Source organism: Streptomyces sp. CAI-85 (assembly GCF_013363615.1).
In the GTDB taxonomy this organism is placed as follows: domain Bacteria; phylum Actinomycetota; class Actinomycetes; order Streptomycetales; family Streptomycetaceae; genus Streptomyces; species Streptomyces antibioticus_B.
On the sequence record NZ_JAANNX010000025.1, the window covers coordinates 1 to 26,979 of the forward strand.

Annotated in this window: 26 protein-coding genes; 14 read left to right on the forward strand and 12 right to left on the reverse strand. The window is 71.3% G+C overall.

Going from position 1 to position 26,979, the window contains the following annotated elements:
• Window positions 1-66: 66 nt before the first annotated feature.
• From G6W55_RS23825 to cpt, 4 genes are all read right to left on the reverse strand, one after another.
• Complete coding sequence (locus G6W55_RS23825; RefSeq protein WP_375372465.1) at window positions 67-1,341, reverse strand: arginine deiminase; 1,275 nt, start codon at window positions 1,339-1,341, stop codon at window positions 67-69.
• An 18-nt stretch (window positions 1,342-1,359) separates the two neighbouring features.
• Window positions 1,360-2,817, reverse strand: a complete 1,458-nt coding sequence (locus tag G6W55_RS23830; RefSeq protein WP_175522878.1) for a basic amino acid/polyamine antiporter — start codon at window positions 2,815-2,817, stop codon at window positions 1,360-1,362.
• A gap of 5 nt (window positions 2,818-2,822) precedes the next feature.
• Complete coding sequence (locus G6W55_RS23835; protein WP_217687285.1) at window positions 2,823-3,239, reverse strand: hypothetical protein; 417 nt, start codon at window positions 3,237-3,239, stop codon at window positions 2,823-2,825.
• A gap of 132 nt (window positions 3,240-3,371) precedes the next feature.
• Complete coding sequence (gene cpt, locus G6W55_RS23840) at window positions 3,372-3,905, reverse strand: chloramphenicol phosphotransferase CPT (RefSeq protein WP_175522879.1); 534 nt, start codon at window positions 3,903-3,905, stop codon at window positions 3,372-3,374.
• Window positions 3,906-4,008: 103 nt separating this feature from the next.
• Between cpt and G6W55_RS23845 the strand changes: the two genes are divergently transcribed.
• Together G6W55_RS23845 and G6W55_RS23850 are read left to right on the forward strand one after the other, a co-directional pair.
• Window positions 4,009-4,386 carry a hypothetical protein gene (locus tag G6W55_RS23845; RefSeq protein ID WP_175522880.1) on the forward strand — a complete coding sequence of 126 codons (378 nt, stop codon included), beginning with the start codon at window positions 4,009-4,011 and terminating at the stop codon, window positions 4,384-4,386.
• 88 nt (window positions 4,387-4,474) lie between these two features.
• A complete protein-coding gene (locus G6W55_RS23850) occupies window positions 4,475-5,749 on the forward strand; it encodes an amidohydrolase family protein (protein ID WP_175522881.1) in 1,275 nt (424 codons plus the stop codon).
• A gap of 39 nt (window positions 5,750-5,788) precedes the next feature.
• Here the strand turns inward: G6W55_RS23850 and G6W55_RS23855 are convergent, their stop codons facing one another.
• The gene (locus G6W55_RS23855) at window positions 5,789-6,565 is read right to left on the reverse strand and encodes a polysaccharide deacetylase family protein (protein ID WP_175522882.1); all 777 of its coding nucleotides are present in this window, start codon (window positions 6,563-6,565) and stop codon (window positions 5,789-5,791) included.
• A 164-nt stretch (window positions 6,566-6,729) separates the two neighbouring features.
• On the opposite strand from G6W55_RS23855, the gene G6W55_RS23860 reads away from it, so the two are divergent.
• Complete coding sequence (locus G6W55_RS23860; protein WP_175522883.1) at window positions 6,730-7,719, forward strand: NAD(P)-dependent oxidoreductase; 990 nt, start codon at window positions 6,730-6,732, stop codon at window positions 7,717-7,719.
• 24 nt (window positions 7,720-7,743) lie between these two features.
• On the opposite strand, the gene G6W55_RS23865 is transcribed toward G6W55_RS23860, so the two are convergent.
• Together G6W55_RS23865 and G6W55_RS23870 are read right to left on the reverse strand one after the other, a co-directional pair.
• A complete protein-coding gene (locus G6W55_RS23865) occupies window positions 7,744-8,853 on the reverse strand; it encodes a sensor histidine kinase KdpD (RefSeq protein WP_175522884.1) in 1,110 nt (369 codons plus the stop codon).
• 2 nt (window positions 8,854-8,855) lie between these two features.
• Window positions 8,856-9,587 carry a response regulator transcription factor gene (locus G6W55_RS23870; protein WP_175522885.1) on the reverse strand — a complete coding sequence of 244 codons (732 nt, stop codon included), beginning with the start codon at window positions 9,585-9,587 and terminating at the stop codon, window positions 8,856-8,858.
• A 123-nt stretch (window positions 9,588-9,710) separates the two neighbouring features.
• Between G6W55_RS23870 and G6W55_RS23875 the strand changes: the two genes are divergently transcribed.
• Genes G6W55_RS23875 through G6W55_RS23885 form a run of 3 tightly spaced genes read left to right on the forward strand, consistent with a single transcriptional unit; the run spans window position 9,711 to window position 11,889 of the window.
• Window positions 9,711-10,412, forward strand: a complete 702-nt coding sequence (locus G6W55_RS23875; protein WP_175522886.1) for a glycosyltransferase family 2 protein — start codon at window positions 9,711-9,713, stop codon at window positions 10,410-10,412.
• Window positions 10,409-11,026 (forward strand): DUF2064 domain-containing protein, encoded by a 618-nt coding sequence (locus G6W55_RS23880; protein WP_175522887.1) that lies wholly within the window; start codon window positions 10,409-10,411, stop codon window positions 11,024-11,026. The genes G6W55_RS23875 and G6W55_RS23880 overlap by 4 nt, the downstream gene beginning before the upstream one ends.
• Window positions 11,023-11,889 (forward strand): class I SAM-dependent methyltransferase, encoded by an 867-nt coding sequence (locus G6W55_RS23885; protein WP_175522888.1) that lies wholly within the window; start codon window positions 11,023-11,025, stop codon window positions 11,887-11,889. Before G6W55_RS23880 ends, G6W55_RS23885 begins: the two co-directional genes overlap by 4 nt.
• Before the next feature lie 313 nt (window positions 11,890-12,202).
• Here G6W55_RS23885 and G6W55_RS23890 read toward each other — a convergent pair whose 3' ends face one another.
• Window positions 12,203-13,447 carry a molybdopterin-dependent oxidoreductase gene (locus G6W55_RS23890; protein WP_175522889.1) on the reverse strand — a complete coding sequence of 415 codons (1,245 nt, stop codon included), beginning with the start codon at window positions 13,445-13,447 and terminating at the stop codon, window positions 12,203-12,205.
• A 113-nt stretch (window positions 13,448-13,560) separates the two neighbouring features.
• Here G6W55_RS23890 and G6W55_RS23895 point away from each other — a divergent pair, with 113 nt between their 5' ends.
• Complete coding sequence (locus tag G6W55_RS23895; RefSeq protein ID WP_175522890.1) at window positions 13,561-14,904, forward strand: hypothetical protein; 1,344 nt, start codon at window positions 13,561-13,563, stop codon at window positions 14,902-14,904.
• A 163-nt stretch (window positions 14,905-15,067) separates the two neighbouring features.
• Window positions 15,068-15,418 (forward strand): hypothetical protein, encoded by a 351-nt coding sequence (locus G6W55_RS23900; protein ID WP_175522891.1) that lies wholly within the window; start codon window positions 15,068-15,070, stop codon window positions 15,416-15,418.
• 99 nt (window positions 15,419-15,517) lie between these two features.
• Here the strand turns inward: G6W55_RS23900 and G6W55_RS23905 are convergent, their stop codons facing one another.
• Entirely contained in the window at window positions 15,518-16,159 is a 642-nt protein-coding gene (locus tag G6W55_RS23905) for a TetR/AcrR family transcriptional regulator (protein WP_175522892.1), read from the reverse strand.
• A 147-nt stretch (window positions 16,160-16,306) separates the two neighbouring features.
• On the opposite strand from G6W55_RS23905, the gene G6W55_RS23910 reads away from it, so the two are divergent.
• The 6 genes from G6W55_RS23910 to G6W55_RS23935 all read left to right on the forward strand — a co-directional run bounded on the left by G6W55_RS23910 (window position 16,307) and on the right by G6W55_RS23935 (window position 23,708).
• The gene (locus G6W55_RS23910) at window positions 16,307-17,680 is read left to right on the forward strand and encodes an amidase (protein WP_175522893.1); all 1,374 of its coding nucleotides are present in this window, start codon (window positions 16,307-16,309) and stop codon (window positions 17,678-17,680) included.
• 37 nt (window positions 17,681-17,717) lie between these two features.
• Entirely contained in the window at window positions 17,718-19,268 is a 1,551-nt protein-coding gene (locus G6W55_RS23915) for an ABC transporter substrate-binding protein (protein ID WP_175522894.1), read from the forward strand.
• Window positions 19,269-19,343: 75 nt separating this feature from the next.
• Complete coding sequence (locus G6W55_RS23920) at window positions 19,344-20,336, forward strand: ABC transporter permease (RefSeq protein ID WP_175522931.1); 993 nt, start codon at window positions 19,344-19,346, stop codon at window positions 20,334-20,336.
• Window positions 20,329-21,993 (forward strand): dipeptide/oligopeptide/nickel ABC transporter permease/ATP-binding protein, encoded by a 1,665-nt coding sequence (locus G6W55_RS23925; RefSeq protein ID WP_175522895.1) that lies wholly within the window; start codon window positions 20,329-20,331, stop codon window positions 21,991-21,993. The genes G6W55_RS23920 and G6W55_RS23925 overlap by 8 nt, the downstream gene beginning before the upstream one ends.
• Window positions 21,990-22,790, forward strand: coding sequence for an ATP-binding cassette domain-containing protein (locus tag G6W55_RS23930; protein ID WP_175522896.1), 801 nt, complete (start codon window positions 21,990-21,992; stop codon window positions 22,788-22,790). Before G6W55_RS23925 ends, G6W55_RS23930 begins: the two co-directional genes overlap by 4 nt.
• A 186-nt stretch (window positions 22,791-22,976) precedes the next feature.
• Window positions 22,977-23,708, forward strand: a complete 732-nt coding sequence (locus G6W55_RS23935) for a thioredoxin domain-containing protein (protein WP_175522897.1) — start codon at window positions 22,977-22,979, stop codon at window positions 23,706-23,708.
• A 67-nt stretch (window positions 23,709-23,775) separates the two neighbouring features.
• On the opposite strand, the gene G6W55_RS23940 is transcribed toward G6W55_RS23935, so the two are convergent.
• From G6W55_RS23940 to G6W55_RS23950, 3 genes are all read right to left on the reverse strand, one after another.
• Window positions 23,776-24,129 (reverse strand): hypothetical protein, encoded by a 354-nt coding sequence (locus tag G6W55_RS23940; RefSeq protein WP_175522898.1) that lies wholly within the window; start codon window positions 24,127-24,129, stop codon window positions 23,776-23,778.
• A gap of 291 nt (window positions 24,130-24,420) precedes the next feature.
• The gene (locus tag G6W55_RS23945; protein WP_309243805.1) at window positions 24,421-24,978 is read right to left on the reverse strand and encodes a hypothetical protein; all 558 of its coding nucleotides are present in this window, start codon (window positions 24,976-24,978) and stop codon (window positions 24,421-24,423) included.
• 94 nt (window positions 24,979-25,072) lie between these two features.
• Window positions 25,073-26,959 (reverse strand): RICIN domain-containing protein, encoded by a 1,887-nt coding sequence (locus G6W55_RS23950; RefSeq protein WP_375372466.1) that lies wholly within the window; start codon window positions 26,957-26,959, stop codon window positions 25,073-25,075.
• Window positions 26,960-26,979: the final 20 nt, after the last annotated feature.

Below are 26,979 nucleotides of genomic sequence, written 5' to 3' on the forward strand. Positions count from 1 at the left end.
CGCTACGGCAGCCCCGTCGCCGCCTGGAACTTCTGGCAGACCCACGGCTGGTACTGAGCCGCGAAGTCAGAAGGTGATCGGGTCGCGCACGATGGGGCAGGTCATGCAGTGACCGCCGCCGCGTCCCCGGCCCAGCTCGGCCCCCACGATCGTGATGACCTCGACCCCCGCCTCGCGCAGCAGCGTGTTGGTCTGCGTGTTGCGGTCGTAGGTGAAGACGACGCCGGGTTCGAGGGCGACGGCATTGTTGCCGCTGTCCCACTGCTGGCGCTCGGACGCGTAGACGTCCCCGCCGGTCTCGATGACCCGCAGGCCGGGCAGGCCGAGCGCCTTCGCCACGACGTCGACGAAAGGCGTACCGCCCTCGTCGGTGATGTGCAGCCCCGGGGCCTTGTCGCCCGGCCGCAGCGTGAACGTGTGCACCGAGTCCATGATCTTCGGGTAGAGGGTGACGATGTCACGGTCGGCGAAGGTGAACACGGTGTCGAGGTGCATCGCGGAGCGCAGCCTCGGCAGGCCGGCGACGATGACGCGTTCGGCGGCGCCGTTCGCGAAGAGCGCGCTCGCGACCTGGGTGATGGCCTGACGTGAGGTGCGCTCGCTCATGCCCATCAGGACCACGCCGTTCCCGACGGGCATGATGTCACCGCCCTCGAACGTCGCCTGTCCCCAGTCCTGTTCGGGGTCTCCCCACCACACCGCGGAGCCGGCGAAGTCCGGGTGGAAGGTGTAGATCGCCTTCATCAGCAGCGTCTCGTCGTGCCGTGCGGGCCAGTACAGGGGGTTGAGCGTGAGTCCGCCGTACAGCCAGCAGGTGGTGTCGCGGGTGTAGAGCGTGTTGGGCAGCGGCGGCATCAAGTACTCGCGCACACCTGTCGATTCGCGCGCCAGGCCGACGTAGTCCGACCGGTAGTCGTCGGGGAGGTCGGCCGTGGCCAGGCCGCCGATGAGGAACTCGGCGAGCTGCCGCGCGTCCAGGGACTCCAGGAAGGCGCGGGTGTCGTCGACGAGGCCAAGGCCGACCTGGTTCGCGACGATCTTGCGTTCCAGGAGCCAGGACTTCGCGTCGGGGATCTCCATGGTGCGGGCGAGCAGGTCGTGCAGTTCGACGACCTCGACGCCCCGCTGCCGCAGCTTGCCGACGAAGTCGGCGTGGTCGCGCTGGGCGTTCTCCACCCACATGACGTCGTCGAAGAGCAGGTCGTCGGAGTTGGTCGGTGTGAGCCTGCGGTGTGCGAGGCCCGGCGCGCAGACCAGGACCTTGCGCAGCCGGCCCACCTCGGAATGGACGCCGTACGAAGCGGAGACGGGGGTGTCGGTCACGGCGGGGGTGTCGGTCACGGGGCCCTCCCAGGGGAGTCAGAGGCTGATCCAGCCGACGGCCAGGGCGACGACGCCGATCACGGCGCCGACGACGGAGACGGCGAGGATGATCAGTTCGCGCGGGGAGAACGGACGGCGCCCCTGTTCGCGCCGCGCCATCACGAACAGGACCGTGGCCGGGGCGTAGAAGATGAACGAGACCAGCACGAACTTCAGGCCCGCCGCGTACAGCAGGAAGGCCGTGTACACGGTGGCGAGCACGGCGACGACGAGATCGCCGGAGAACCCCGTGCCGCCGCCGACGGTCCTGCCGTCCGGGCGTACCGCGATCTTCAGGGCGAAGGCGGCGGCCAGCAGGAACGGGATCAGCGTGAGCGCGCTCGTCAGGTCGAGGGCGAAGTTGAACGCGTTGTCCGAGAACATCGTGATGACCAGGACGATCTGGGAGAGGGCCGTGGTCATCAGCAGCGCGGGGACGGGTACGTCCTCGGCGGTGGAGCGGCTCAGGAAGCGCGGCATGTCCTCGTCCTTCGCGGCGACGAACAGCACCTCGGCGGCCATCAGGGTCCACGCCAGATAGGCGCCGAGCACGGAGACGATCAGCCCGACGCTGACGAAGACCTTGCCCCATGTCCCGACGGCCTCCTCCAGGACCCCCGCCATCGACGGCTGGCGCAGTTCGGCGATCTCGGCCATCGGCAGGATGCCGTAGGACACGATCGTGACCGACGCGAAGACGCAGAACACGCTGACGAAGCCCAGGATCGTCGCCCGCCCCACGTCTGAGCGCTTCTTGGCATGCCGGGAGTAGACGCTCGCCCCCTCGACCCCGAGGAAGACGAAGACGGTGGCCAGCATGGTGCCGCGCACCTGGTCGAACAGGGAGCCCGCGTAGTCGGCGCCGCCCCAGTTGTCCGCGAACACCTGGGGGTCGAGGCAGAACAGGGCCAGCAGCACGAAGACCAGGATCGGCACGACCTTGGCCACCGTGACGATCTGGTTGATCGCCGCGGCCTCCTTGACGCCACGCCGGATGAGCAAGAAGAACGCCCACAGGCCGACGGAGGACAGCGCCACCGCGAGGAGCGTGTCGCCGTCACCGAGCGCCGGGGCGATCGCCCCGATGGTCGACATGATCAGCACCCAGTACGTCACATTGCCGACGCAGGCGCTGGCCCAGTACCCGAACGCGGAGAAGAAGCCCAGGTACTCGCCGAAGCCCGCCTTGGCGTACGCGTAGACGCCCGCGTCCAGGTCGGGTCTGCGCAGCGCGAGGCGCTGGAACACGAAGGCGAGCATCAGCATGCCGGTGCCCGCCACCAGCCAGGCGATCAGGGCACCGGCGACACCCGTCTCGGCGGCGAACCGCCGGGGCAGCGAGAACACGCCCGCGCCGACCATCGAGCCGACGACCATCGCGGTGAGCGTGAAGAGCGTCAGCTTGGCAGCGGGCGGGGACGCCGAGGGGCCGGCGTCCGGGGAGGTCTTCTCCATGCCGTTCAGGCCAGGCGGCAGGGGACCGTGAGGTCCTCCGTCAGGTGGTAGGCGGCGCAGACCCGGTGGTAGCCGTCGGCGATGATCAGTCCTTCGGGACGGCGGACGAGCAACACGGGGGAGAGTTTCTTGCCGCGCATGACCTTCTCGATGTTCTTCCTGACGTGCAGGTTGTCGGCCGGGAGCAGATCGACGCCCGAAGCCCGCATGATGTCCTTCGCCTTCCTGAGGCGGGTCTTCTCGTCCCGGAGGCGACGCACCGTCTCCCGCACCGGCTTCTTTCCGTAGAGCAGCGACAGGTAGTCGGCGGCCGCCGGAAAGTCGTGCTCCTCCGGTTCGCTCATCCAGATGCTGTCCCACTGGGTCCGCTTCGTGAACAGCGGGCCCTTCGCGCTGCTCTTCGCCTTCTTCTTCCCGGCCACGGTGTCAGCCTTCCGACGGGGTGGGGGATATCGGTGCCGATCATGCTGTCCTTCACCGTGGCACAGGGGCGGGGTTCGTGCGACGCGGACGGTCGCCGGCTCGGCGCTCGGCGGCCGAGAGCCGGGCAGCGATCACTCGACCCGCGCGGCGATGACCCGTGCGCAGTCGAGCGCCTCCGTGCGGGTGGTGTCCACCTGTACGTCGTAGGCCACACCCTGGTGGACCACCTCCGCCTGGGCGGCGGCCATCCCGACGGTCCGGTCGCCCCGCGCGACCTCGCGGCCGGCGGCCACCGTCGCGTCGCACCTGACGCCGACCCACAGCACCCGCAGGTCGCCCAGGGCTTCCTGCCACCGCCGCTGTGAGTACGCGCCTCCGAGAAAGACCTCGTCGACGATGACCCGGGCGCCCGCACGCGCCATCGCGGCGACCCCCGCGATCCACGCCGCCTCCAGCCTCCGGAACTCGGCACCGACGACCACCTCCCCGTCCGGAGCGAACTCGATCCCGCCGTCCGCCGCCCGCATGGACGCGGGCATCGCCTCGACCAGCGTGTCCGTCCCGAGCGCCAGCCACGGATCCGGGAGCACGGCCTGAAGACACCGGACGATCCCCGATTTCCCTGAGCTGGACCCACCGTTGAGAATGATCACCTGAGTCATCATCACGCCACAGTAGAAGCGCCGGATCCGCGCTCGAAACGAATTTCCGACTGCCCGGTGGGAGACCGGACTGGGCACCGACTTCCTCGACACCGAGGACGGCGGTTTGCTGCGCCGGGACTACGGGCTGGTGGAACTGTCGTTCCAGGAGGAGAACGGCTTCTGGCCGTGCTTCGGGGTGAGCGTGCGGGTGCACCGCCTGCGGTGGGACACCGTGGCCGGCGTACCGGCGGCCCTGCGTGGCAGGTACGGCGACTTCGCCGACTCGACGCGCTGGGCGGACCTGGCCGATGCGATCGTGCGGCTGGGCTGCTCGGTCGAACCCGAACCGGACGAGGCCGGAACCACGGGGGACATCCGCCGCTACCGGGTGCCCGAGTCCGGCGTGCGGATCTTCGTCCGCGGGGGCGAGGGCGCCCAGGGGGCGGCGGGTGAGGTCTGGAGCCTGAGTGTGTCACCTGCGTGGTGGCGCGAGGGCGGCTGACCGGACCCGTGGGGTGGGCCTCGCCGGGTCGAAACCCAATGGCCCAGGCCACCCTGCGGGCAGCGTGGGCGCGGGATAGAAACGGTGCATGGACCAGTCATCGGCACAGCCTCCTGTTCTCATCAGGAACGTGCGGGTCTTCGACGGTGTGAGCGACCGGCTCAGCGACGTACGGGCGGTGTACGTCGAGGACGGCCTGATCACCGAGGAGCCGGAGCGGCTCGACCCCGGGGCGGTCGTGGTGGACGGCGGAGGCCGGGTGCTCATGCCCGGCCTCACCGACGCGCACGTACACCTCTTCGCCGCCGGGGCCACCATGCCGGAGATGCTGTTCGCACCCACCGGTGTCCTGTACTACAAGGCCCTGGCCGAGGCGCAGCAGATGCTGATGCGTGGCTTCACGACCGTACGGGACATGGGCGGGGACACCACCTGTCTGCGCCAGGTGTTCGACGCCGGGCTGTTCCCCGGGCCGCGCGTCTACCCCAGCCAGGCCGCGATCTCACAGACGAGCGGACACGGGGACTTCTCCGACGTCCACCAGGCCGCCACCCTCTTCGGCGGAGTTCCGTCGCGTGCGGAGACGCTGTCGTTCATGCGCGTCGTCGACGGTCCGGAGCGGATCCTGACGGCGGTGCGCGAGCAGCTCAAACACGGCGCCACCCAGATCAAGCTCATGGCCGGCGGCGGTGTCACCTCGGCCTACGATCCGCTGGACACCCTCCAGTTCACGCAGGAGGAACTGCACGCCGCGGTCCGGGCGGCGGCCGACTGGGGCACGTACGTGTCCGTGCACGTCTTCACGTCCGACGGTGTCCGCCGAGCCGTGGACGCGGGCGTGAAGTCGATCGAACACGGCCAGCTCGCGGACGAGGAGACCATCGCGCACCTGGCCCGCAAGGGCGTGTGGCTGAGCACCCAGCCGCTGCTGGAGAGCGATCACACCTTCGACTCGGCGGACTCCACGGCGAAGAACCGCCTCGTGTGCGACGGGGTGCCCCGCACGCTCGGCTGGGCCCGTGCCCACGGCGTGAAACTCGCGTTCGGCACCGACTTCCTGCTCGACCCCGCCTCCGCCCCCAAGCAGGGCGAGACGCTCACCCGCCTCGCGACACAGTTCGGGTTCAGCCCTGTCGAGACCCTGAGGATCGCGACGTCCGGCAACGCCGAACTGTTCCGCCTCTGCGGGGAACGCGACCCGTACCGCCGGGCACCCCTCGGCGTGATCCGCCCCGGCGCCTGGGCCGACCTCCTGGTCGTCGACGGCGACCCGACCACCGACATCACCCTGCTCGCCGACCCGGAGGCCAACCTCTCCCTCATCGTCAAGGGCGGCCGGATCCACAAGAACCGCCTCGGCTGACGCGGGCCGGAACCGACGACAACGACGGTGTCCTCGCGGTCACTTGTAGATCGTGCCGGGCTCGGCCTCGCCCGGGGCGAGCAGTTGGGAGATCGTCACGAAGGTGTAGCCCTGTTCGTCGAGTGCCTTGAGGATGGCGGGCATGGCCGGCACGGTGCCCTTGTGCAGCGGGTGGAGCAGGACGATCCCGTCGCGACCGGCGCCCGCGAGCACGCGCTCGGTGATCAGCGCGCTGTCGTCCGTCTCATAGTCCTTCGCGGTCACCGTCCACAGCACCTGAGCCATCCCGAGTTCTGCCGAGATCCTGGAGACGCGGTCGTCGGTACGGCCCTGGGGCGGGCGCATCAGCGTCGGCTCGCTGCCGGTGATGCCGGCGATGGCCCGTGCCGTGCGGCGCAGCTCGTCGCGGATCCGCGCATCGGAGACGTCGGTCAGCACGGCGTGCGTCCAGGTGTGGTCGCCGATCTCGTGGCCGTCCTCGGCGATCCGCCGCACCACGTCCGGGAACTCGTGGATGCGCCGGCCCTCCAGGAAGAACGTCGACGGCGCCTTGTACTCCTTCAGCAGGTCCATCAGCCGGTCGGTGGGTTCGCCGGGGTTGCCGTCGAAGGTGAGCGCGATGCACTTGGCCTTCCGGCAGTCCACCTGCCCCGACGGTATCTCCGCTCCGGGCGCGGCCCGGTCACGTTCCGCGCGCGGGGAGCGCGTATCCATGGTGTTCGCCCGGATGACCATGCCGACGGTCACCGTCACGGCCGCGACGACGGCCAGGGTCAGGAGGATGAGCAGGCGGGTCCGCCTTTTGAGGATCTTCATCCCAGGGAGAAGAATTCAGCCCCGGACGGGTTGTCCGGCGGCCGCGATAGTGAGGCAGGACACGTGTGTACTGCACCGAAGGGTCGCGCTTCGGGGTCTTACCGAGTGGTGACGTCACCCGCGGGTCGCGGGACCGGTGGTCGCCGCGGATCTAGCGTGGCCGTATGCGTGTACTGGTCACCGGCGGTGCCGGGTTCATCGGGTCCCATGTCGTCGACGCCCTGCGGGCGGGCGGTCACGAGCCGCTGGTGTACGACGTCCGGGAGGATCCCGGCGCCGATGTGCGCGACCCCGTCGCCGTGGCCCGGGCGCTGGCGGGCGTCGACGCCGTCTGTCACCAGGCGGCGATGGTCGGGCTCGGGAACGGCGTCGCCGACGCGGCGGAGTACGTCTCGCGCAACGACCTCGGCACCGCCGTACTCCTGGCCGCCATGGCCGAGGCGGGCATCCGGCGTCTCGTGCTGGCCGGGTCGATGGTCGTGTACGGGGAGGGGCGGTACGCGTGTCCGCGGCACGGGGTCGTACGGCCCGGGCCGCGCGCCGTCACCGATCTCGACGCGGGGCGGTTCGAGCCCACGTGTCCGCGGTGCGGGGCCGACCTCGTCCCCGGTCTGGCGGGCGAGGACGCCCCGGCCGATCCGCGCAACGTGTACGCCACGACCAAGCTCGCCCAGGAACACCTGGCCGCCGCCTGGGCGCGCTGCACGGGCGGTTCGGCGGTGTCGCTGCGCTACCACAACGTGTACGGGCCCCGGATGCCCCGCGACACCCCGTACGCGGGCGTGGCCTCCTTCTTCCGGTCCGCACTGGCCCGGGGCGAGGCCCCTCGGGTCTTCGAGGACGGGCGGCAGCGCCGGGACTTCGTGCATGTGCGCGACGTGGCGGCCGCCAACACGGCCGCGCTGGAGGCCGGTTCGGGCGCCGGGGCGCTGACCGTGTTCAACACCGGCAGCGGGGAGCCGCGTACCGTCGGGGAGATGGCGCGGGCGCTGGCGGCGGCGCACGGCGGACCGGAGCCCGTCGTCACCGGCGAGTACCGGCTCGGGGACGTCCGCCACATCACCGCCGACTCGTCACGGCTGCGGGCCGAACTGGGGTGGAAGCCGGCGGTCGGCTTCGAGGAGGGCATGCGGGAGTTCGCGGCGGCGGGGTGAGAACAGCCCGTCGCGGACCGGACGTTACGGCGCCGTCGGCAGCAGCACCTCGAAACGGCAGCCGCCCGGGATGTTGCGGACGGTGGCCCGCCCGCGGTGCGCCTCGACGATCCCTCGGACGATGGCGAGGCCCAGGCCCGCGCCCGCCGGCGGGGTCCGGGCATGGGTGCCGCGCCAGCCGGTGTCGAAGACCCGGGACAGATCCTCCTCGGGGATGCCGCCGCAGCCGTCGGTCACCGACACCACCACACCCTCCGGTGAACGTTCGGCGGCGATGGCCACCGTGCCGTCGGCGGGCGTCCGGCGGATCGCGTTGACCAGGAGGTTGCCCAGGACCCGGCTCATCTCCTTGCCGTCGACCTCCACCGGGACCGGCTCCACCCGGTCACCGACCAGCCGGACGCCGTACTCGCGGGCGAGCGGGTCCGCGCCCGCGAGGGCGTCGCCGACGAGGTCGTAGAGGGAGATCCGGGAGCAGGTCAGCGGGAGGGTGCCGGCGTGGATGCGGGAGAGTTCGAAGAGGTCGCCGACCATGCCGTCGAGGCGCTCGACCTCGGTGCGGATCTGCCGCAGATAGCGGTCGGGGTCGGCGGCCACGCCGTCCTCCAGCGCCTCGGACATGGCGCGCAGCCCGGCCAGCGGGGTGCGCAGGTCGTGCGAGATCCAGGCGACGAGTTCGCGCCGTGACGTCTCCAACGCCCGTTCGCGGTCGCGGGATTCGGCGAGTCTGGCGCTGGTCGCCGCCAGTTCCCGGCTGAGCGCGTCGAGTTCGGCGGTGGCGGGTCCCGCCGGGGCGGCGAAGTCGCCGCTGTCGCCGAACGAGCGGGCGGCGACGGCGAGTTCGCGGCTGCGGGCGACGACCCGGCGGCCCAGCAGCAGCGCCGTGGCCAGGGAGACGACCGCCGCCATCGCCACCACCGTGGTCACCACGGTCAGGTCGTGCGGCGACAGGAACATTGCCCGGGCGACGGCGAGGGTGCCCGCGAGCATGGCGATCACGCCGACCGCCGCCACGACGGTGAGGGAGGCGGTGAGCGAGCGGCGGCGCAGCAGGCGCAGCGCGGCCGCGCCGGCCAGTCCGGTGGCCGCCGCCCCGGCGAAGGCGTACAGGGCGATGAGCATGGTGTCGCGCACGGTCACTCCCCGTCCGGTTCGAAGCGGTATCCGACGCCCCAGACCGTCCGGATCAGCCGGGGCCGGGCCGGGTCGTCCTCGACCTTGCCGCGCAGCCGACGGACATGGACGGTGACGGTCGACAGGTCGCCGAAGTCCCAGCCCCAGACCTCCCGCATGAGGTCCTCACGGCCGAACGCCCGTCCCGGGTGCCGCAGGAAGAACGCGAGCAGGTCGAACTCGCGCAGGGTGAGGGCTAGTTCGGTGCCGTCGCGGGTGACGCGCCGGGCCGCGGGGTCGACGGTCAGCCCGCCGGCGGACAGGGTCCCGGCGTCGGCGGGGGCCTCCGCCGCGGGGTGCGGGCGGGGCCGGGCGCGGCGCAGGACCGACTCGACCCGCAGGACCAGTTCGCGCGGGCTGAACGGCTTGGTGACGTAGTCGTCGGCGCCGACCTCCAGGCCGAGGACGCGGTCCTCCTCGTCGCCGCGCGCGGTGAGCATGATCACCGGGACGGGGCCGTGGCCGCGCATCCGGCGGCAGACCTCCAGGCCGTCCATGCCGGGCAGCATCAGGTCGAGGACGACCAGGTCCGGCCGGTGCGCCGCGGCCCGGGTCAGGGCCGTGGGGCCGTCGTCGGCCCGGTCGACGGTGTAGCCGGCCCGGTCCAGATAGCCGGCGACGACCTCCGCGACGGTGGGGTCGTCGTCGACGACCAGGACCCGGGCGGCCCCTGTGTTCTCGTCTCGCTGCTGCATGCCTCCACCCTCCCACCGCGTCCGGGGCCGCACGGCCCGGGAGCGGGGGAAGGGGCCTCGACGTCCGCGTTTCGTAAGGAGCCGAAGCCCGGTATGTCCGTTTCGCGTTCGTAGGGTGAAGCCGTGACCACCTCACCATCGCCGCCGGGCGAAGTCGACGTCGTGCTCCCCTGTCTCAACGAGGCCGAGGCCCTTCCCTGGGTCCTGGCCCGGATCCCGGCCGGCTGGCGCGCCCTCGTCGTGGACAACGGTTCCACCGACGGCTCCGCGGACCTCGCCCGGAAGCTCGGCGCGACCGTGGTGCACGAGCCGCGGCGCGGCTTCGGTGCCGCGTGCCACGCCGGACTGGCCGCGGCCGCCGCAGACGTCGTCTGCTTCTGCGACTGCGACGCCTCCCTCGACCCCACCCTGCTGGTGCCGTTCGTGGCCGAGATCCGGGCCGGCTCGGCCGATCTCGTGCTCGGCCGCCGGCGTCCGCGCGGCCGGGGCTCCTGGCCGGTGCACGCCAGGACCGGGAACCTCGCGCTGGCCCGGCTGCTGCGCCGCCGCACCGGCCTCGCCCTGCACGATCTCGGCCCGCTGCGCGCGGCCCGCCGCGAGCCGCTGCTCGCCCTCGGCCTCACCGACCGGCGCAGCGGCTACCCGCTCCAGATGGTGGTGCGCGCCGCCGACGCGGGCTGGCGGATCACCGAGCGGGACGTGCCCTATCTGCCGCGGGCGGGCGCCTCGAAGGTGACCGGCACCTGGCGCGGCACCTGGCAGGCGGTGCGGGACATGAGCCGGGTCCTGAAGGAGACCCCGCAGCGGGAGGGGGCGGCCCGATGACCACACTGCTCGTCATCGCCAAGGAGCCCGTGCCGGGCCGGGTCAAGACCCGGCTCACACCGCCGTTCACCCCGGACGAGGCGGCGTCGCTCGCGGCGGCCGCCCTCGCGGACACACTGCGGGCGGTGGCCGCCGCCCCGGCCGCCCGCCGGGTCCTCGTCCTGGACGGCGCCCCCGGCCCCTGGCTCCCGCCCGGCTTCGACGTCGTACCGCAGTGCGCGGGAGGTCTCGACGAGCGGCTCGCGGACGCCTTCGCCCGGTGCGCCGGGCCCGCGCTGCTGATCGGCATGGACACCCCGCAGGTCACACCCGAGCTGCTCGGCGTCGACTTCGCCGGCTGCGACGCGTACTTCGGGCCGGCCGAGGACGGCGGCTTCTGGGCGCTCGGGCTGGCCGAACCCGATCCCGGCCTGCTGCGGGGCGTGCCCATGTCGACGCCGGTGACCGGGGCCGTCCAGCGGGAGCGGCTGGCCGCCGCCGGGCTGCGGGTGCGCGAACTGCCCCGGCTGCGGGACGTCGACACGGCCGCCGACGCGCACGCCGTCGCCGCCCTCGCCCCGCACGGCCGCTTCGCCGCCCGGCTGGCCCACTGCACGGCGGGCACCGCCCGGTGAGCGCCCCGCCCGACGCCCGCACACCGGACGCGCCGCACACCCCGCTCCCGTACGCCGATGCGTACGAAGGCCCTGACGCCGACGGGTACGACGACCGGTACGACGTCCCGTGCGCCGACGGGTACGACAGCCCGTCCGCGGCCTGGGCGGCGGCCGATCCGTACGCCGCCGCCCTGCGCGCCGGCCGGGGCCCGCTGTTCCTGCGCCGCGCCGACGGCCGGCTGCTGCCGCTGGAGGTGGAGCGCTGGTGCGCCCGGCCCGACCCGGTCGACCTGGACGTACTGGACCGCTGCGAGGGCGCCGTGCTGGACGTGGGCTGCGGCCCCGGCCGGCTGGTCGCCGAACTCGCCGTCCGGGGCCGGACCGTCCTCGGCGTCGACGTCAGCGAGGCGGCCGTCGAGCACACCGCCCGGCTCGGCGGTCCGGCGCTGCGCCGCTCGGTGTTCGAGGCGCTGCCCGGGGAGGGCCGCTGGGACACCGTCCTGCTCATGGACGGCAACATCGGCATCGGCGGTGATCCGCGCGCCCTGCTCGCACGGACGGCGACGCTGCTCGCCCCGGGCGGGCTGCTCATCGCCGAGACCGCGCCGGTGGACGTCGACGAACGCTTCCAGGTCCGGATCAGCGACGCCCGTCGCACCAGCGGCGCCCCGTTCCCGTGGGCCCGGCTCGGCGCGCCGGCCCTGCTGCGGTACGCGCGGGGCTGGCGGCGGGCCGGTCAGTGGACGGCGGGCGGCCGGCGCTTCCTCGCGCTGCGCAGCCGCAGGGCCAGCAGCAGCGCGGAGCCGCCGAAGAGGACCGCCGTGATCAGCAGCCAGCGGGCGAGGAAGCCGTCCGGGGAGAGCCCGGTGGCCGACCGGTAGCGCCGGTCCACCATGCCGGCGATCAGCGGGAACCACACGAGCAGCAGCAGACCGGACAGGGCCGCCGGGACGCGGACGTACATCGTCCACGCCCGGCGGCCCGCCGTGTCGAGGCCGCGCATGAGCGCCCGGTCCGCCGCCGCGTACAGCGGCAGCAGGACCAGGTCGTGCAGCACCGCGGCGCCCACGATCCACAGCGCGACGCCGAACCAGTCGTCCGCGAGGAGCCGTACGCCCGCGTAGGCGGCGAGCGTGAACGAGCAGGCGAGCAGCAGCAGTTGCCAGGGGCTGCCCCAGGGGATCGGGCGCGGCATCACAGGTCTCCGAAGGTCATCCGGGCCACCCACTTGGTGTTGAGCACACCGGGTGCGGCGGGCACGATGACCCGTGCCGGGTGGCCGTGGTCGGGGGACAGCGTCTCGCCGTTGACGGACAGGGCGAGCAGGGAACGCGGGTCGGCGACCTGGTTGGCGCGCAGGGCCGCGTGCCGGAAGGCGCCGTGCCGCTGGAGGGACTCCACGAACAGGTCCGGCGGGTCGTCCTCGTGGCCGACGAGCGCGGCGAGGTCGCGCAGCCGCACCCCGCGCCACCACTGGTCGGAGGTCGACCAGCCCTCGACGCAGGCGATGGGCAACGCCGCGCTGTGCTGCGGGAGTTCGGCGAGCTGGGCGCGGCTGAGCCGGACGGTTCCGGTGCGTCCGACGATCTCCAGCCGCCAGGCGTCGGCGCTCGTCTCGGCCGGGTCGATCCCGGCGTACGCGGCGGTCTTGTTGATCTGGAAGGCGTTCGGTCCCTCGCCGGGGTCGGCTCCGCCGTGCGGGGCGAGGAGCGCCGTGCGGCGCAGGGCGTCGGAGCCCTGCCCCACCGTCGTCGCGAACAGCAGCAGGGAGCCGCCCCCGACGAACCACAGGGCGCCGCGTCGGGAGACGGTGGGCTCGGCGGGGCGGGGGGACACGAGGTCGTCCCCTGTGTCCACGTGCGGTTCGTCGCGCAGACGCCGCAGATTGCGCAGGGCGAGGGGCGTCTTGAGGACGGCGTGGGCGACGAACGCGGCGAAGAACACCCAGGCGCCGTAGAAGTGCAGCGGATAGAAGGAGCCGGGGAAGACGTAGTCGAGCTGCACGTTGAGGACGCCGGTCACGAACTCGAAGAGGCCGCCGCCGACCAGCAGGAGCAGGGAGATCCGCTCCAGGGCGTGGGCGAGCGAGCGGGCCGGGGGCAGCGCGAACAGCCTCGGCACCACCGACCACAGCTTGGCCAGCAGTACGGGGATCAGGGTGATGCCCAGGGTGACGTGGACGCCCTGGGTCAGCCGGTACAGCCAGTGTGGGTGGGTCGGCCACGCGAACAGGTAGAAGCCGAGGAGCCCCTTGTCCGGTGTCTTGTCGTTCACCGGCGACAGACCGGGGTTGTAGGCGGCGTACGAGAGCAGGCCCGTCACGAACAGCACCGTGACACCGACGAGCAGGACGACGCCGAGCAGGGAGGTGAACCAGGTGCCGCGCAGCGGGCTGCGCCAGAAGCCGGGGGAGGTGGGGAGCCGTGGATCGTCTCGCATGCGCCGACCGTAGGCCGGGACCGCCCCCGAACGGGCCGCGCGACCCATGACGAAACGCTGACGTCCGGCCCGGACGGCGGCCCGCGGCCCGCCGGTCGGCCTAGCGTGCCGGTGTGAACCGCCCCCTCTCACGTGATCTGTGCGCCGCCGCGGCCGCCGCCCTGCTCGTTGTCACGGCCGTCCTGGTCGGCCGTCACCTCCAGGACGCGCACCACACCCTGTTCGTCAACTGGCCCCCGCTGCTGGCCTCCTGGGGTCCGCACGCCGGTCCCGGCACCCCGGCCGCCCTGCTGGTGGCGGCCGCGGTGGCGGCGTACGGCCCGCGGGTGGCCGCCCGGCTGCCCTGGCGCGCGCTCCTCGCGGCGGCCTTCGGCACGGCCCTGGCGTGGATCGTCTCCCTGGCCCTGGTCGACGGCTGGCAGCGGGGCATCGCCGGCCGGCTCACCACCCGTCACGAATACCTGCGCGTCGTCGACCGCTTCCACGACGTCCCCGCCGCCCTGCGCGACTTCACCGGGCACATCCTGCTCGACTCGCCCGACAACTGGCCCGCCCATGTCGCAGGCCATCCTCCCGCGGCCACGCTGACGTTCGTCCTGCTCGACCGGCTCGGGCTGCGCGGGGGCGGCTGGGCCGGGATGTGGTGCGTCGTGGCCGGTGCGACCGCGTGCGTGGCTGTGCTCGTCGCGGTCCGGGCGCTGGCGGGTGAGGAGAGGGCGCGGCGGGCGGCGCCCTTCCTGGTCCTCGCCCCGGCGGCGGTATGGCTGGGCACCTCCGCCGACGCGTACTTCGCGGCCGTCGCGGGATGGGCGGTGGCCTTGCTGGCACTGGCCGTCACCGGCCCGGCACGGAACCGTTCGGTGGTCCAGGCGGCGGGCTCCGGCCTGCTGTTCGGGCTCGCCTGCTACCTCTCCTACGGCCTCACGCTCTTCGCGCTCCTCGGCGCGGCGGTGCTGCTGCTCGGCCGGGGCGGGGTCCGCGAGCGGCCGGTGCTGCTCGGGGCCCTGCTCGCCGGACTGGCGGTCGTCCCCGCGGCGTTCACGCTCGCCGGGTTCGACTGGTGGGAGGCGTACCGGCTGCTGGTCACGCGCTACCACCAGGGCGCGGGCGGCATCCGGCCCTACGGCTACTGGGTGTGGGCCAATCTCGCGTGCACGGTGCTGATCACGGGCCTGGCGACGGCGGCGGGACTGCGGCGGACGGGCGCCGTGCTCCTCGGACGGCGGACCGCGCCGCGCGCCGAGATCCGGCTCGCCCTGCTGGTGGCCGCCGCGCTCGCCGCGCTGCTGGCCGCCGACCTGTCGGGCATGAGCAAGGCGGAGACGGAACGCATCTGGCTGCCGTTCGCCCTGTGGCTGCTCCCGTCCTGCGCCTTCCTGACCCACCCCCGCGCCTGGCTGACGGCCCAGGCGGTCCTCGCCCTCCTCCTCAACCATCTCCTGCGCACCGGCTGGTGAGCCGACGATGCGCCGCCGTGCACCCAATGGGCTAGCCGTGCGCGCCACCGGCCCTGACCTGCTCATACGCTCGAAACGGCAAGGCGCCGGGCACGTGATGCCGCGACGCGGCAGGGCCCGGCCGCCGTGCTCATCGGTGCCGAGACGTGAGGAGTGCTGCCGCATGTCGTCGCAGATTGGGTTCGGATTCGAACAGCGCATCCGCGAGGGGGCCGTCCTCACGTTGAGCGATTTCATGGACGGGATTCCCGAGTCGCAGGTCCCCAGGGTCTTCGAGCATCACGACTTCAAGGGACGGGCAGCCGAGCTCGGGGCGGGAACCTACACCGTGCTCACCGATCAGCAGGTCGGTGACAACATCATCAGCTCGGTACGAGTCCCGGCCGGATGGAAGGTCTCGCTCTTCACCGACCCCGGCCTTCAGGGAAGGTCGCTGGTCCTGACGGCCGATCTCGCCCGCCTGGACGGTGAGTTCGACGACAAGGTGTCCTCGATCAAGGTCGAGAGGAACTGATCCGGACGGGCATGCCCTGAGCATGCCCGTGCAGCCCGCACCCGGCCTGACAGCCCACGGCCGTGAACCACCGCACCGCCGACGAGCCCGAGCCGTTGCTCACATCGACAACTCCCGCTCCAGACCCGCCACGAGCGTCTCCACGGACGCGGTGAAGGACGCGTCGATGCGGGCCGACTCCGATTCCCAGCGCTCGCTCTCCGCCGTCAGCTCGGGGCCGCCGGGAAGGTGCTCGGGCCAGGACTGGCGGTCTCCGGAGCGGGTGAGGGCCGAGCCCAGGGTGAGCGCGTCCACCAGGTCGATGACCTGTGCGGCGCGCGTGGGGGAGAGGCCGCTGGCCATGAGCTTGTGGCCGAGCTGTGTGTACGACGCCAGGACGCGTTCCGAGTCGATCGGCACCTGGGCCAGGAGCTGGATGAGTCCGGGGTGGTCGACGAACACCCTGTGGTGCGTCGTCGCGACGGTGCGGACGGCGTCCTGCCAGCTCATGAGGTCCAGGCCGTCCGTGGGGTAGGCGGCGACGATCCGGTCCCGGAGGTGGTTGACCAGCTCCTCCCGGGATCCGACGTGGTTGTAGAGCGACGACACATGGACGCCCAGCTCACGAGCGACGCGGCCGACGCTGAACGGCTGCCCCTCCCGGACGAGCTGCCAGGCCGTCTCGACGATCGCGTTCTCGGTCAGCAGGGGGGACGTCGGCCGGCCTCGCCGGACACGGCCCTGAGGTGGGGAGCTGGTCATCTCACCAACATAGCCAGGAATCGAAGCGTGCGTGCGTCTGGTGCTCCCCACCATTAACCAATAGCATCTGTTTCCGTTAACCAAGACCGTTGGTTAACAGCGTGGCGGCCGCCATCAGGCCGCGCTGACCAGCGAGAAGAGGCACGAGTGCTAGCCCCAGAGAGCGCCACCATCTCCGAGATCCAGGACGCCGTCGCCACGGGCGCCCTCACGCGCCGCGAGGTGGTCGCACGCCACCTGGAGCGCATCGAGGCCCACAACGGAGCCATCAACGGCTTCGTCGAGCTGCGCTCCGACGAGGTCCTCGCCGAGGCCGACGCCGCCGACGCCGCCCACGGACGGACGATCGCCGGGCCCCTGGACGGCGTCCCCTTCTCCGTCAAGGACTCCTACTCGGTGGCCGGGCTCCGCAGGACGGACGGCCTGCCCGTCAACAAGGACAACGTCCAGGACACGGACGAGCTGACCGTGCGGCGCCTGCGCGACGCCGGCGCCCTGATCCTCGGCCACGCCGCGATCCCTGACCTCTGCATCCGCTGGAACACCGTCAGCGGTCTGTACGGCACCACGGTCAACCCACGCGACCGCACGCGCACGGCCGGCGGCTCCTCCGGCGGCGACGCCGCCAACGTGGCGGCGGGCTTCGCGACGGTCGGCATCGGCGGAGACCTCGGCGGTTCGATCCGCGTCCCGGCGTCCTTCTGCGGCGTCTACGGCTTCCGGCCGGGAGCCGGCCGGGTGGCGGAGTTCAACCCGAACCACGTGCCGGAGGACGGGATCTCCCACGAAGTCATGTGCGAGACAGGTCCGTTGGCGCGCAGCGTGCGGGACATCCAGATCACCTACGACGTGATCCAGGGCCACCACGAGCGGGACCCCGCCAGCGTGCCGGCCGGCTCGCGACCGACGCGGGAACCCGGACGGGTCGCCGTCCTCCGGCACGAGACGGGTGCCGTTCTGGACCCGGTGATCGAGCGGTCCCTCGACCACGTCGCCGAGATCCTCACCGCCGAGGGATACGTGGTCGAGGAGCAGGTGCTCCCGGACCTGAGCCGCGCCCCCGACGTATGGGCACAGATCATCGGCACCGAACTCATCCGCGACTACCTCCCCGTCATCGGGGACAAGGTCATCGACAGCGGGCGCGTCCATATCGAGGAGATGTTCGGCGCGTACGAGACCGGCTCCGACGTCAGCGCCTACCTCGCGGCGTGGCGCGAGCGCCGGGCCCTTCAGGACACCCTGCTCGCGGCGATGGAGGACCACCCCCTCGTCATCGCCCCCGTCGCCGGGATGCCCGCACCGCCTCTCGACTTCGACCACCACATCGGACGCGAGGCGTCCGTCGCGCTGCTGGACAGGATGCGCTGCGTCCCCTGGGTCAACCTCTTCAGCCTGCCCGGCCTCGCCCTACCCAACGGCATCCAGATCGTCGGCCGCCGCTTCGCCGAGAACGAGGTGCTGGCGGCGGGATTCGCCGCCGAACGGCACCTGCCCCGCGTCGACATCGCCCCCCTCTGACGCCTGCACCGACACCGGCACCACGAAAGGCATGTCCATGAGACGTTCGCCCACCAGACGTCCGCTCACCGCTCTGGCCGCCGTGGCCACGCTCACCCTCCTCAGCTCCTGTACGACGGGAGGCCAGGAAGCCGCCGGCGGCACGACCGCCACCGTGACCATCGACGCGCCCAACTCGATGGATCCGCGCAAGGCGCTCGCGCTCCCGGACTTCCAGCTCGCCCGGCTGAGCTACGACACCCTGGTGCGCAGGGACGACGGCGGCCTGGTGCCCGGACTCGCCGCCACCTGGAAGGCCACGCCGTCCCGGGTCGACTTCACGCTCCGCGAGGGCGCCACCTGCGCCGACGGCACGGCCATCACCGCACGGATCGTGTCGGACTCGATCAACTCCTTCGTCAAGAACGGCGAGGCGTCCACCCTGGCCGCCATCTTCGGCGGAACCAGGCCGACCGCCACCGCCGACGGCGCGTCGACCGTCGTGGTCGAGACCGACGCGCCGTGGGCCGAACTCGCCCAGGCGTTCAGCGTCGCCGCCACCGGGATCGTCTGCCCGAAGGGCCTCGCCGACGACAAGGCCCTGGCCGGCGGTCCGGTCGACGGCTCCGCGTCGGGCCCCTACACCCTGACGAGCTTCGAGAAGGGCGTCCGCTACGTCTACACCCTGCGCGACGACTACACGACGTGGCCGAAGTGGCGGACGAAGCTCGACGGAACGCCCCCGAAGACCGTCGAATACCTGGTCGCCCCGGACCCCTCCGCCACGGCCAACATGGTCATGTCCGGAGACCTCGACCTCGCCCGGATCATGCCGGACTCCCGGACCCGCTTCGACGGCTCACCCGACGTCACGCTGACGAGCTACCCCTTCGGCACCTTCTTCCTCGTGTTCAACGAACGCAAGGGCAGCCCCTTCGCCGATCGCGCCAAGCGGGCCGCCGTCGCCCGGGCCGTCGACCGCAAGGCGCTCAACCAGTCGGCGCTCGACGGCACGGGAGCACTCGGTGTGACCCTCGCCAACCCCGGCAACACCTGTGTCCCGAAGACGAACGACTCCCTGATCGGCCAGGACCCCGAGGCCGCGGCCCGAGCGCTGGACGGCGTGAAGATCAGGATCCTGGGCGCGCAGGTCATCGGATCCGGCGGCGCCGGCAACGTCTACCTCCAGGAAGTCCTGCGCAAGGCGGGCGCCGAGGTCGAACTCGACAACGTCGACATCGGAACCTGGGTCTCCAAGGCGTTCAGCCAGCCGAACACCTGGGACATGACGATCTTCCCCGATCTGAACTTCCTCGGCTCGCTCGCCAACACCCTGCCGCTCTTCCTCGGGCCCGACGTCCTCGAAGGCGGCCCCAACCTCGGCGGCGTGAACAACACCGTCACCTCGGACGCCTTCGACCAGGCACGCGCCGACACGGACGAGACATCCCGGTGCGCCCTCTACAACAAGGCCACCGACGCGCTCATCGAGCGGGCCGACGCCGTACCGCTCGTCACCGAGCAGTACATCTACGCGCAGCGCGAGGGCTTCAAGGTCTACATGCTCGGCGGCTCGCTGGACGACCACATCTTCCGCATCACCGGCTGACCTCGCACCCGCCCCGGGCCGGACCGCCCGTCCGGCCGGCCCGGGCACGCCCCTGGAGACCTCACAGTGAGCACCATGATCCCGGTGTCGATCGACACCCCGCCACGAGGCCGGCCGGCCACCGGCCGGCGCGCGTTCGCCCTACGACGCGGTCTCGGCTTCGTCCTGTCCGCCGCCTTCCTGGTGCTGGTCACCTTCCTGATCGTGCCGCTGCTTCCCGGTGACCCGGCCCGAGCCGTGCTGGGCACCCGGGCGACCCCGGAAGCCGTCGCCGCACTGCGCGACAGGTTCGGCCTGGACGAGCCCCTGCCGGCCCGGCTCGCCGACTACGTCGGCGGCCTCTTCCACCTCGACCTCGGCGTCTCCTACCGGTACGGCACCTCGGTGTCGGAGACCATCGCCACCAAACTGCCCTACACCGTGACGCTCACCGCCCTGGCCATCGTCGTCGTACTCCTGGTCAGTGTCCCGCTCGGCATGACCGTCGGCGTCCTCACCCGCGGCGGCCGCCGCCCCCGGCTCGGCCTCGCCTTCGGAGTGATCGCGGGCTTCATGGCCTCCGTGCCCGGCTACGTCACCGGCACCCTGCTCATCGTGATCATGTCGATCTGGCTCGACCTGCTGCCGCCCGGCGGCGCCATGGAACCGTCGAGCGCGATCCTGCCCGTGCTGTCCCTCGCCCTCGGACCCGTCTTCGCCGTCGCCCGGGTCGTCCGCCAGGAGACCCAGAACGTCATCACCCAGGACTTCATGCGCACGGCCCGCGGCCGACGGCTGAAGGCCGTCAGGCTCTACACCGTCCACGCCCTGCCCAACCTGCTCACCAGCACGCTGACGCTCTGCGGACTGATCATCTCGGGCATGATCGGCGCCGCGGTCGTGATCGAGAGCGTCTTCAACTACCCCGGCATCGGACAGGAGATCGTCCAGGCCATCATCTACAAGGACTATCCGGTGGTGCAGGGGATCGTCCTCGTCCTGGGACTCATCGCCATCCTCGTCAACCTGCTCATCGACACGGTCCTCGGACTCCTCGATCCCCGCACGCTGGGAGACCGCCATGTCTGACACCCGACGCCGCCCCGTCCCGCTCGTGGTGGGCATCGCCATGGCCGCGGTCCTCGTGCTCGTCGCCGTAGCCGCGCCGCTCCTCCTCACGGACGCCGCGACCTCGCTCACCGACCAGGTGCGCCAACCCCCTTCCTCCCAGCACTGGTTCGGCACCGACCAGTTCGGCAGGGACATCCTCGCGCGCGCTCTCGTCGCCACACGGCTGACCCTGATCATGGCGGTCTCCGCGACCGCGCTGTCCGTCGTCCTCGGCGTCCTCCTCGGCGGACTGGCCGTCCTGCTGCCCTCGGGCGCGAAGGAGGCCGTACTGCGCTGTATCGACGCCTTCGTCGCCTTCCCGCCGTTCATCCTCGCCCTCGTCATCGCCGCCGTCCTCGGCCCCGGAACCTGGTCCGCGGTCGTCGCGATCGGCGTCGCCGGCATCCCGGGCTTCGCCCGGCTCAGCTCCACCCTGAGCGCGTCGGTGCTCGCCAAGGACTTCGTCGTCACCGCACGTCTCCTCGACGTCCGCCGGCCGGCGATCTTCAGCCGGCACGTCCTGCCCAACATCGTGGGCGCGCTGCTGATGGTCGTCACGTCCAGCTTCGCCCTGACCCTGCTGGAGATCTCGAGCCTCTCGTTCCTCGGACTGGGCGTGCAGAGCCCGCAGTTCGACTACGGCCGGGTCCTCAACGAGGCGCTCGCGACGATCTACGTCCAGCCGTGGGGAGCCGTCGCCCCCTCGATCCTCTTGGTGTACGCGGGCATCACGTCCATGCTCATCGGGGACGGACTCGGAGCACGTCTCCACCCGTCGTCCACCCCGCGCCGACGCCCGCACCCGTCCCGGAGCACGGACCGGGGCCCGTCCCGCCCCGAAGCGCTGGTGGAGGTCGACGGTCTCTCGGTCACCACCCCCGACGGCAGAGTGCTCGTGGACGGCGTCTCGCTCTCGATCGCCCCCGGCGAAGTACTCGGCCTGGTCGGCGAATCGGGCTCGGGCAAGTCGACCACGGCCATGGCGATCGCCCGCCTCCTCCCCGAGAACCTGTCCGTCCACGCCTCCACCCTGCGCCTTGACGACCTCGACCTCCTCGGCGAACCGCCCGCGCGACGCCTGGCGGCCGAGATCGGGCTGATCTACCAGGACCCCGGTACGACCTTCAACCCCGCTCTCCGGATGGGGCCCCAGCTCACCGAGACCGCCCGCGTCCACCTCGGGAAAAGGCGGCGCGACGCCGAGCGGACGGTGGTCACCGCCCTCACCGGCATCCAGGTACGGGACGCGGACCGGCGGATGCGGCAGCACCCGCACGAGCTGTCCGGCGGGATGCTCCAGCGGGCCACCATCGCGACGGCGATGCTCACCGACCCGAAGATCATCATCGCGGACGAGCCGACCACCGCCCTCGACGTCACCGTCCAGGCGCAGGTGCTCAGGCAGTTCAGGCGCATCAACCGGGAGAGCCGCACAGCGATGCTGTTCATCTCGCACGACATCGCCGTGGTCACCGCGTTGTGCGACCGGGTCCTCGTCATGCGCGACGGACGGATCGTGGAGGAACTCCGGGTCGCGGACCTCGAAGCCGGAGACGTCTCCCACCCCTACACCCGTCAACTGCTGGACGCGACACCGGCGTTCATCACCGTCAGCCAGGAGAGGACCGAGACGTGAACACCGGAGCATCCGTGGACGGACACCCTCGCCTCCTCGAAGTCGACGCGCTCGACGTCCACTTGGGCACGCCCAGGAGACACATCCTCAAGGACGTCGGCCTCGCCGTGGCCGCCGGCGAGACCGTCGGACTGGTGGGCGAGTCCGGTTCGGGCAAGTCGACGCTGGCCAAGACCCTCGTCGGCGTCCACCGGCCCACGAGCGGCAGCATCCATTTCGACGGAAGAGACTGCCTGCGGGCCGGCAGCAAAGACCGCGCACGCCTGCGCCGGGAGATCCAGTACATCCCCCAGGACCCGTACTCGTCCCTCGACCCCCGGCGGACCATCGGCGAGATCATCGCCGAAGCCCTCGATCCCCGGCGCGCCCGGGTGTCGAGACACCGGCAACGGATCCTCGAACTGCTCGAACTGGTCCGGATCGACGGCTCCTCTCTGGACCGCCGTCCCAGCGAGTTCTCCGGCGGTCAGCGCCAGCGCATCGCCATCGCCAGGGCGCTCGCCGTGGAACCCTCGCTCATCGTCGCGGACGAGATCACCTCGGCGCTCGACCTCTCCACCCAGGCGGAGGTCCTGAACCTCCTGGCAGACCTGAAACGCTCGATCGGCCTGACGCTCATCTTCGTCTCCCACGACCTGGCCGTCGTCCGGAGCATCAGCGATTCCGTCCTCGTACTTCTGCACGGCGAGGTGGTCGAGTCCGGCAGCGCCCGGGAGATCTTCGACGCGCCGACGGCCCCCTACACCCGCATGCTGATCGACTCGGCACCCGGCGGACCCGGCTTCTCACTGGACTGAGGGGGAGGGAGCTGGCGCCGCACGCGCGGGGGAGCGGTACAGACCGAGAAACTGATCGTCTCGACCGCCGTGGAACTCATCCGGCCTGGTGACGTCCGGCTTCCTGCCCCGGAAAGAGATCTCTGGTGCGCTAGTCGTACAAATGATCTAGGGTCGCGCTGTTCTCGAGGTGAGGGGGATGAACGCATGGTGCGTGGGAGCAGGTGGACTGTGCTGTGCGCGGCCACGATGCTGATGGTGGCAGGATGCGGGCAGCGAGCGGCGGAGCCCGACCCCGCGTTTGCGAGCGTGGAGGAACTGCCGGAGAAGCTCGGTCCGGACGGCGTCACCATCACCGTCGGCGATCCCGCCGCGCAAGTGCAGGTACACCTGTATGAGGACCCCCGCTGCCCGTACTGCGAGGAGTTCGAGACCGTGGGCGGAGGCCCGCACCTGCGGGAGGCGATGCTCCACCGGTGGGCCAGAGCCGAGTACACCCTGGCCTCCTTCCTGGACGACCGGCTCGGCGGGAGCGGGTCGAAGAAGGCGGTCAACGCGCTGCGCGCCGCGCTGGAGGAGGGCAAGTTCGCGGAGTACCACGAGGTGCTCTACGCCAACCAGCCCGAGGAGAGCGTCGACGGCTACACCGACGCATATCTGCTTCAACTGGCCGACAAGGTGGAGGGCCTGCGCAGTCCAACGTTCGACGCGGCCGTGAAGACCATGAAGTACCGCGCCTTCGTGACCGCCTCAGAGGCCGCCTACGAGAAGGCCGGAGGGACAGAGGACCCCGAAGGCCCCGGCACACCCACCGCGGTGATCAACGGCAAGTTGATCCCGGCGCAGTACAACGGCCTCCTCTTCCAGGGCGTCGCGTTCGCCGATCTGCTCCAGCAGATCTACGACAAGCCGTGGAAGTGGGAAGACACCACTCTGTGAACCCGGGGACCGACCACGAAGATCCATCTCGCCGCAGACATCCGCTGTCGCCCGCTGCGCATCGTGCTCACGCCCACGGTCGGAGGCACTCTCCCTGCGGGTCGAAGCAGACGAGACCGTGTTCGCCGGCCAGCTCCGCGGCGTACTCGGACACTTCCTCCGCCTTGCTGTAAGACATGAGCAGGTACACGATCGGGCCCGATGCCTCCTCGATGACCGGCGGTGAGGCCCATACGATGCTGCGGTCGTCGTCCGGGTAGCGCGCGACGAGGGCCTCCACGTACGCCACGATGCGCGGCACCGGAGGCACGACGACATCGTCCGACTCCAGGTAGCGCTCGTAGAGCTCGTCATACGTCGAGCCCGCAGCGCGGTTGTCGAATGGACGGTCACCGGCCCACACGGCAAGGTCATAGCTCACAGGCGCATCGTCGCAGGCAGCAGTCCCGTCAATGCCGGCAGGCCCTGTGATCGATTCCGGCCCGTCGGCGATCCGGAGCAAAGCGCTCTATGAGGACTCCGGGGCGACGCCGATCGGTACGGGCACCGCGACCCCGGCATCAACCTCTGCGTCCGCCCCCTGATGGGCCCTGGCTGCACTATCTCGGCCACCACCGCCTCAGCCCTTGGCCCTTCTTCGTGGAAGGCCAAGGGGCGAGGACAGATGCGGCGTGCTCCTGCCATAGGAGTCGGCGGCGAATGCGGGCTGCCCTCAGTACGGTGCCATCTCAAGGTCGCCGATCACCCGCAGCCCGACTTGTGCCGCGAGCCACGGTGCGCGTTCGGCCTCAACTTGCTTGACGTGGACGAAGACCGTGTGGTCGGCCGCAGGCTCTTCCAGATCGAGGTCGCGTGCATGCGCGCACAGGGTGACGAACGCGCCGCGGGTGCCTCCCACCCCGAGACCTATCTCCGGGGCCTCGGGCCAGGCGTTGAAATCCCACCGCACCGTCGCCGGGCTGTCACCCACCGCCTTGAGGAACGGCTGCACGGTCTCGGGTGCCGAGGCCATGCGTCGTAGCCAGATGGGCAGGCGGGCCGATGGGTCATTTCCGGCGTCCGGGGCGGCGTCGCTGTCTCCGTCCGCCCACCAGTTGGCGTCCGGCAGCAGGGCCAGCACCTGCGACAGAGAGTGGGTCGAGGAGATCCGCGCATCGAAATCGACCTCCAGATAACTGAGGTCGGCGATGCCAAGCAGCTTCTCCACGGCGTGCAATCCCGCCGAGAGGTCCGCCGTTCTCAGGATGGGCTGCGCATAGGAGTTGGACACGACGATCAGTGTGCCACCGCGTGAGCATCGGCCACCCTGGGCGGGACCCGGCACCGTGCGCCGGGCCCCGCCCCGTGGCGTTGTTGAGGATCCGTCAGTTCGTCAAGGTGAACTTCTGGGCGTTGGAGTTGTCGCAGGGCCGTTGGGACAGGCGGGTGCCGTTGGTGGTGGAGCCGTTGTCGACCGCGAGGCATTTTCCGCTGTGGCGGGCCACGAAGCGGTACTGGCCGTTCGTGGCGGTGGGCTCGGGGCGCCACTGCTGGTTGGTGCCGGTGACGTAGGTCCACAGGTGGACCTTGGTGCCGTCGGCCGTGGCGCCGGGGCCGCCGTCGACGTCCCAGACACGGTTGTTGAACTGATTAACGACCTGGTAGTAGCCGTCGCTGGTCGGCCGGAGCTGCCACTTCTGGTTGGTGCCGGTGGTGCAGGCCCACTGCTGGAGGGCCGTGCCGTCACCCGTGCCCCAATCGGCGGCGTCGAGGCAGGCGTTGCTGCCGGCGTTGACGACGCGGTACCAAGCGGCGGGGTCGATGGGGCCGTTCGGGTCGGGGCCTGTGGTGCCGCCCGTCCAGACGATCGTCGCGACGGCACTGGCGGGGAGGGTGTACGCGAGGGTCTTGCCGCCTTCGGTCAGCGAGAACCGCTGGGCGCCGGCGGCGGTGTTGACGACGAAGGTGGCGAAGGAGTTGTCGGGGTTCTGGAAGGTGACGTTCTGCACGCCGCCGGCACCCTGGCTGGTGGAACCGACGCGGGTCGCGCCGGGCTTGATGAACTTGGTGACGTGACCGAGGACGTAGTACTCGGCCCCACGCGTGACGTTGCCGTTCGCGATCTCGACGACGCCGTTGCAGCGGTTGGTGCAATGGCCCTGGTGGGGGCCGCCGTTCTGGTCGAGGGCGAGGTTCCAGTTGACGACGGTCTCACCGCCGTTGCGCATGTTCTGCACGACGAGGTTCTCGGCGTGCCACTGAAGGGTGTCGGCGAAGGTGTTGGCGGTGTCCGTGCCGGAGCACTCGGTGAAGAAGACCCGCTTCCCGGCGTTGACGACCTGCTGCTGCGCCGAGGGGGCACCGCCGTAGCAGTGGAACGCGGCGCCGATCACCCGCTGGATGCCCTGAGTGGAGTTGAAGACCTCGAGCGGGTAGTTCGGGTGATCCCAATTGTGGTCGTACGCGAGGATGTTGGTGGGCAGCGCCTCGGCGCTCAGCGTCCGGTCGAGGACTTTCAGGAACGCGGCCTGCTCGGACGACGTCATCGACATCGACGGGTACGTCGTCGCGAACTCGGGTTCGTTCTGGACGGTGAGGTCGCTCAGGGCGATGCCCTGCTGCCCGTACGCCTTGATCGCCTTGACCAGGTAGTCCGCGTACGCCTGGTACTGGTCGGTCCTCAGGCTGCCGCCGTTCAGCGAGTTGCCGGTCTTCATCCACGCCGGGGGCGACCACGGCGAGCCCATGAACCGGATGGCCGGGTTGTGCGCCGTCGCCTGCTTGACGACCGGGATGATCTCCTGCTGGTCGCGGGCGATGGAGAAGGAACCCTTGGTGTCCTCGTAGGTGTAGAAGCCGCCGGAGTTGAAGTCGGTGGAACCGAGCGGCTGGCGCAGATAGTTCAGCCCGATGCCCTCGGTGGGGGAGAACAGCGACTTCATCAGGTCGGCGCGCTTGTCGGCGGGCAGGCTCTGGATGAGATGGGCGGAGGCTTCGGTGATCGAGGCGCCGGCGCCGGTGAACTTCTGCCCCTTGCTGTTCGCGTCGACGCGGATGTCGATCGGCTGCACGGAACTGTTGAAGGGGACGGTCTCGGGCGTCAGTTTCCTGGACCCGTCGGCGGTGGTGACCCAGACCTGGGCGGTGGGGTCGGCGGCCTGCGCCGATCCGGTGCCGACGGCGGCGAGGCCGGACACGGCGAGGATCAGGGCGGCGCCCGTGGCGCCCGCAGCCCGTACGGCGCGTGTTCTGCTGGTCGTTCGGATGGACACGGTGCGGCTCTCCTTCGGTG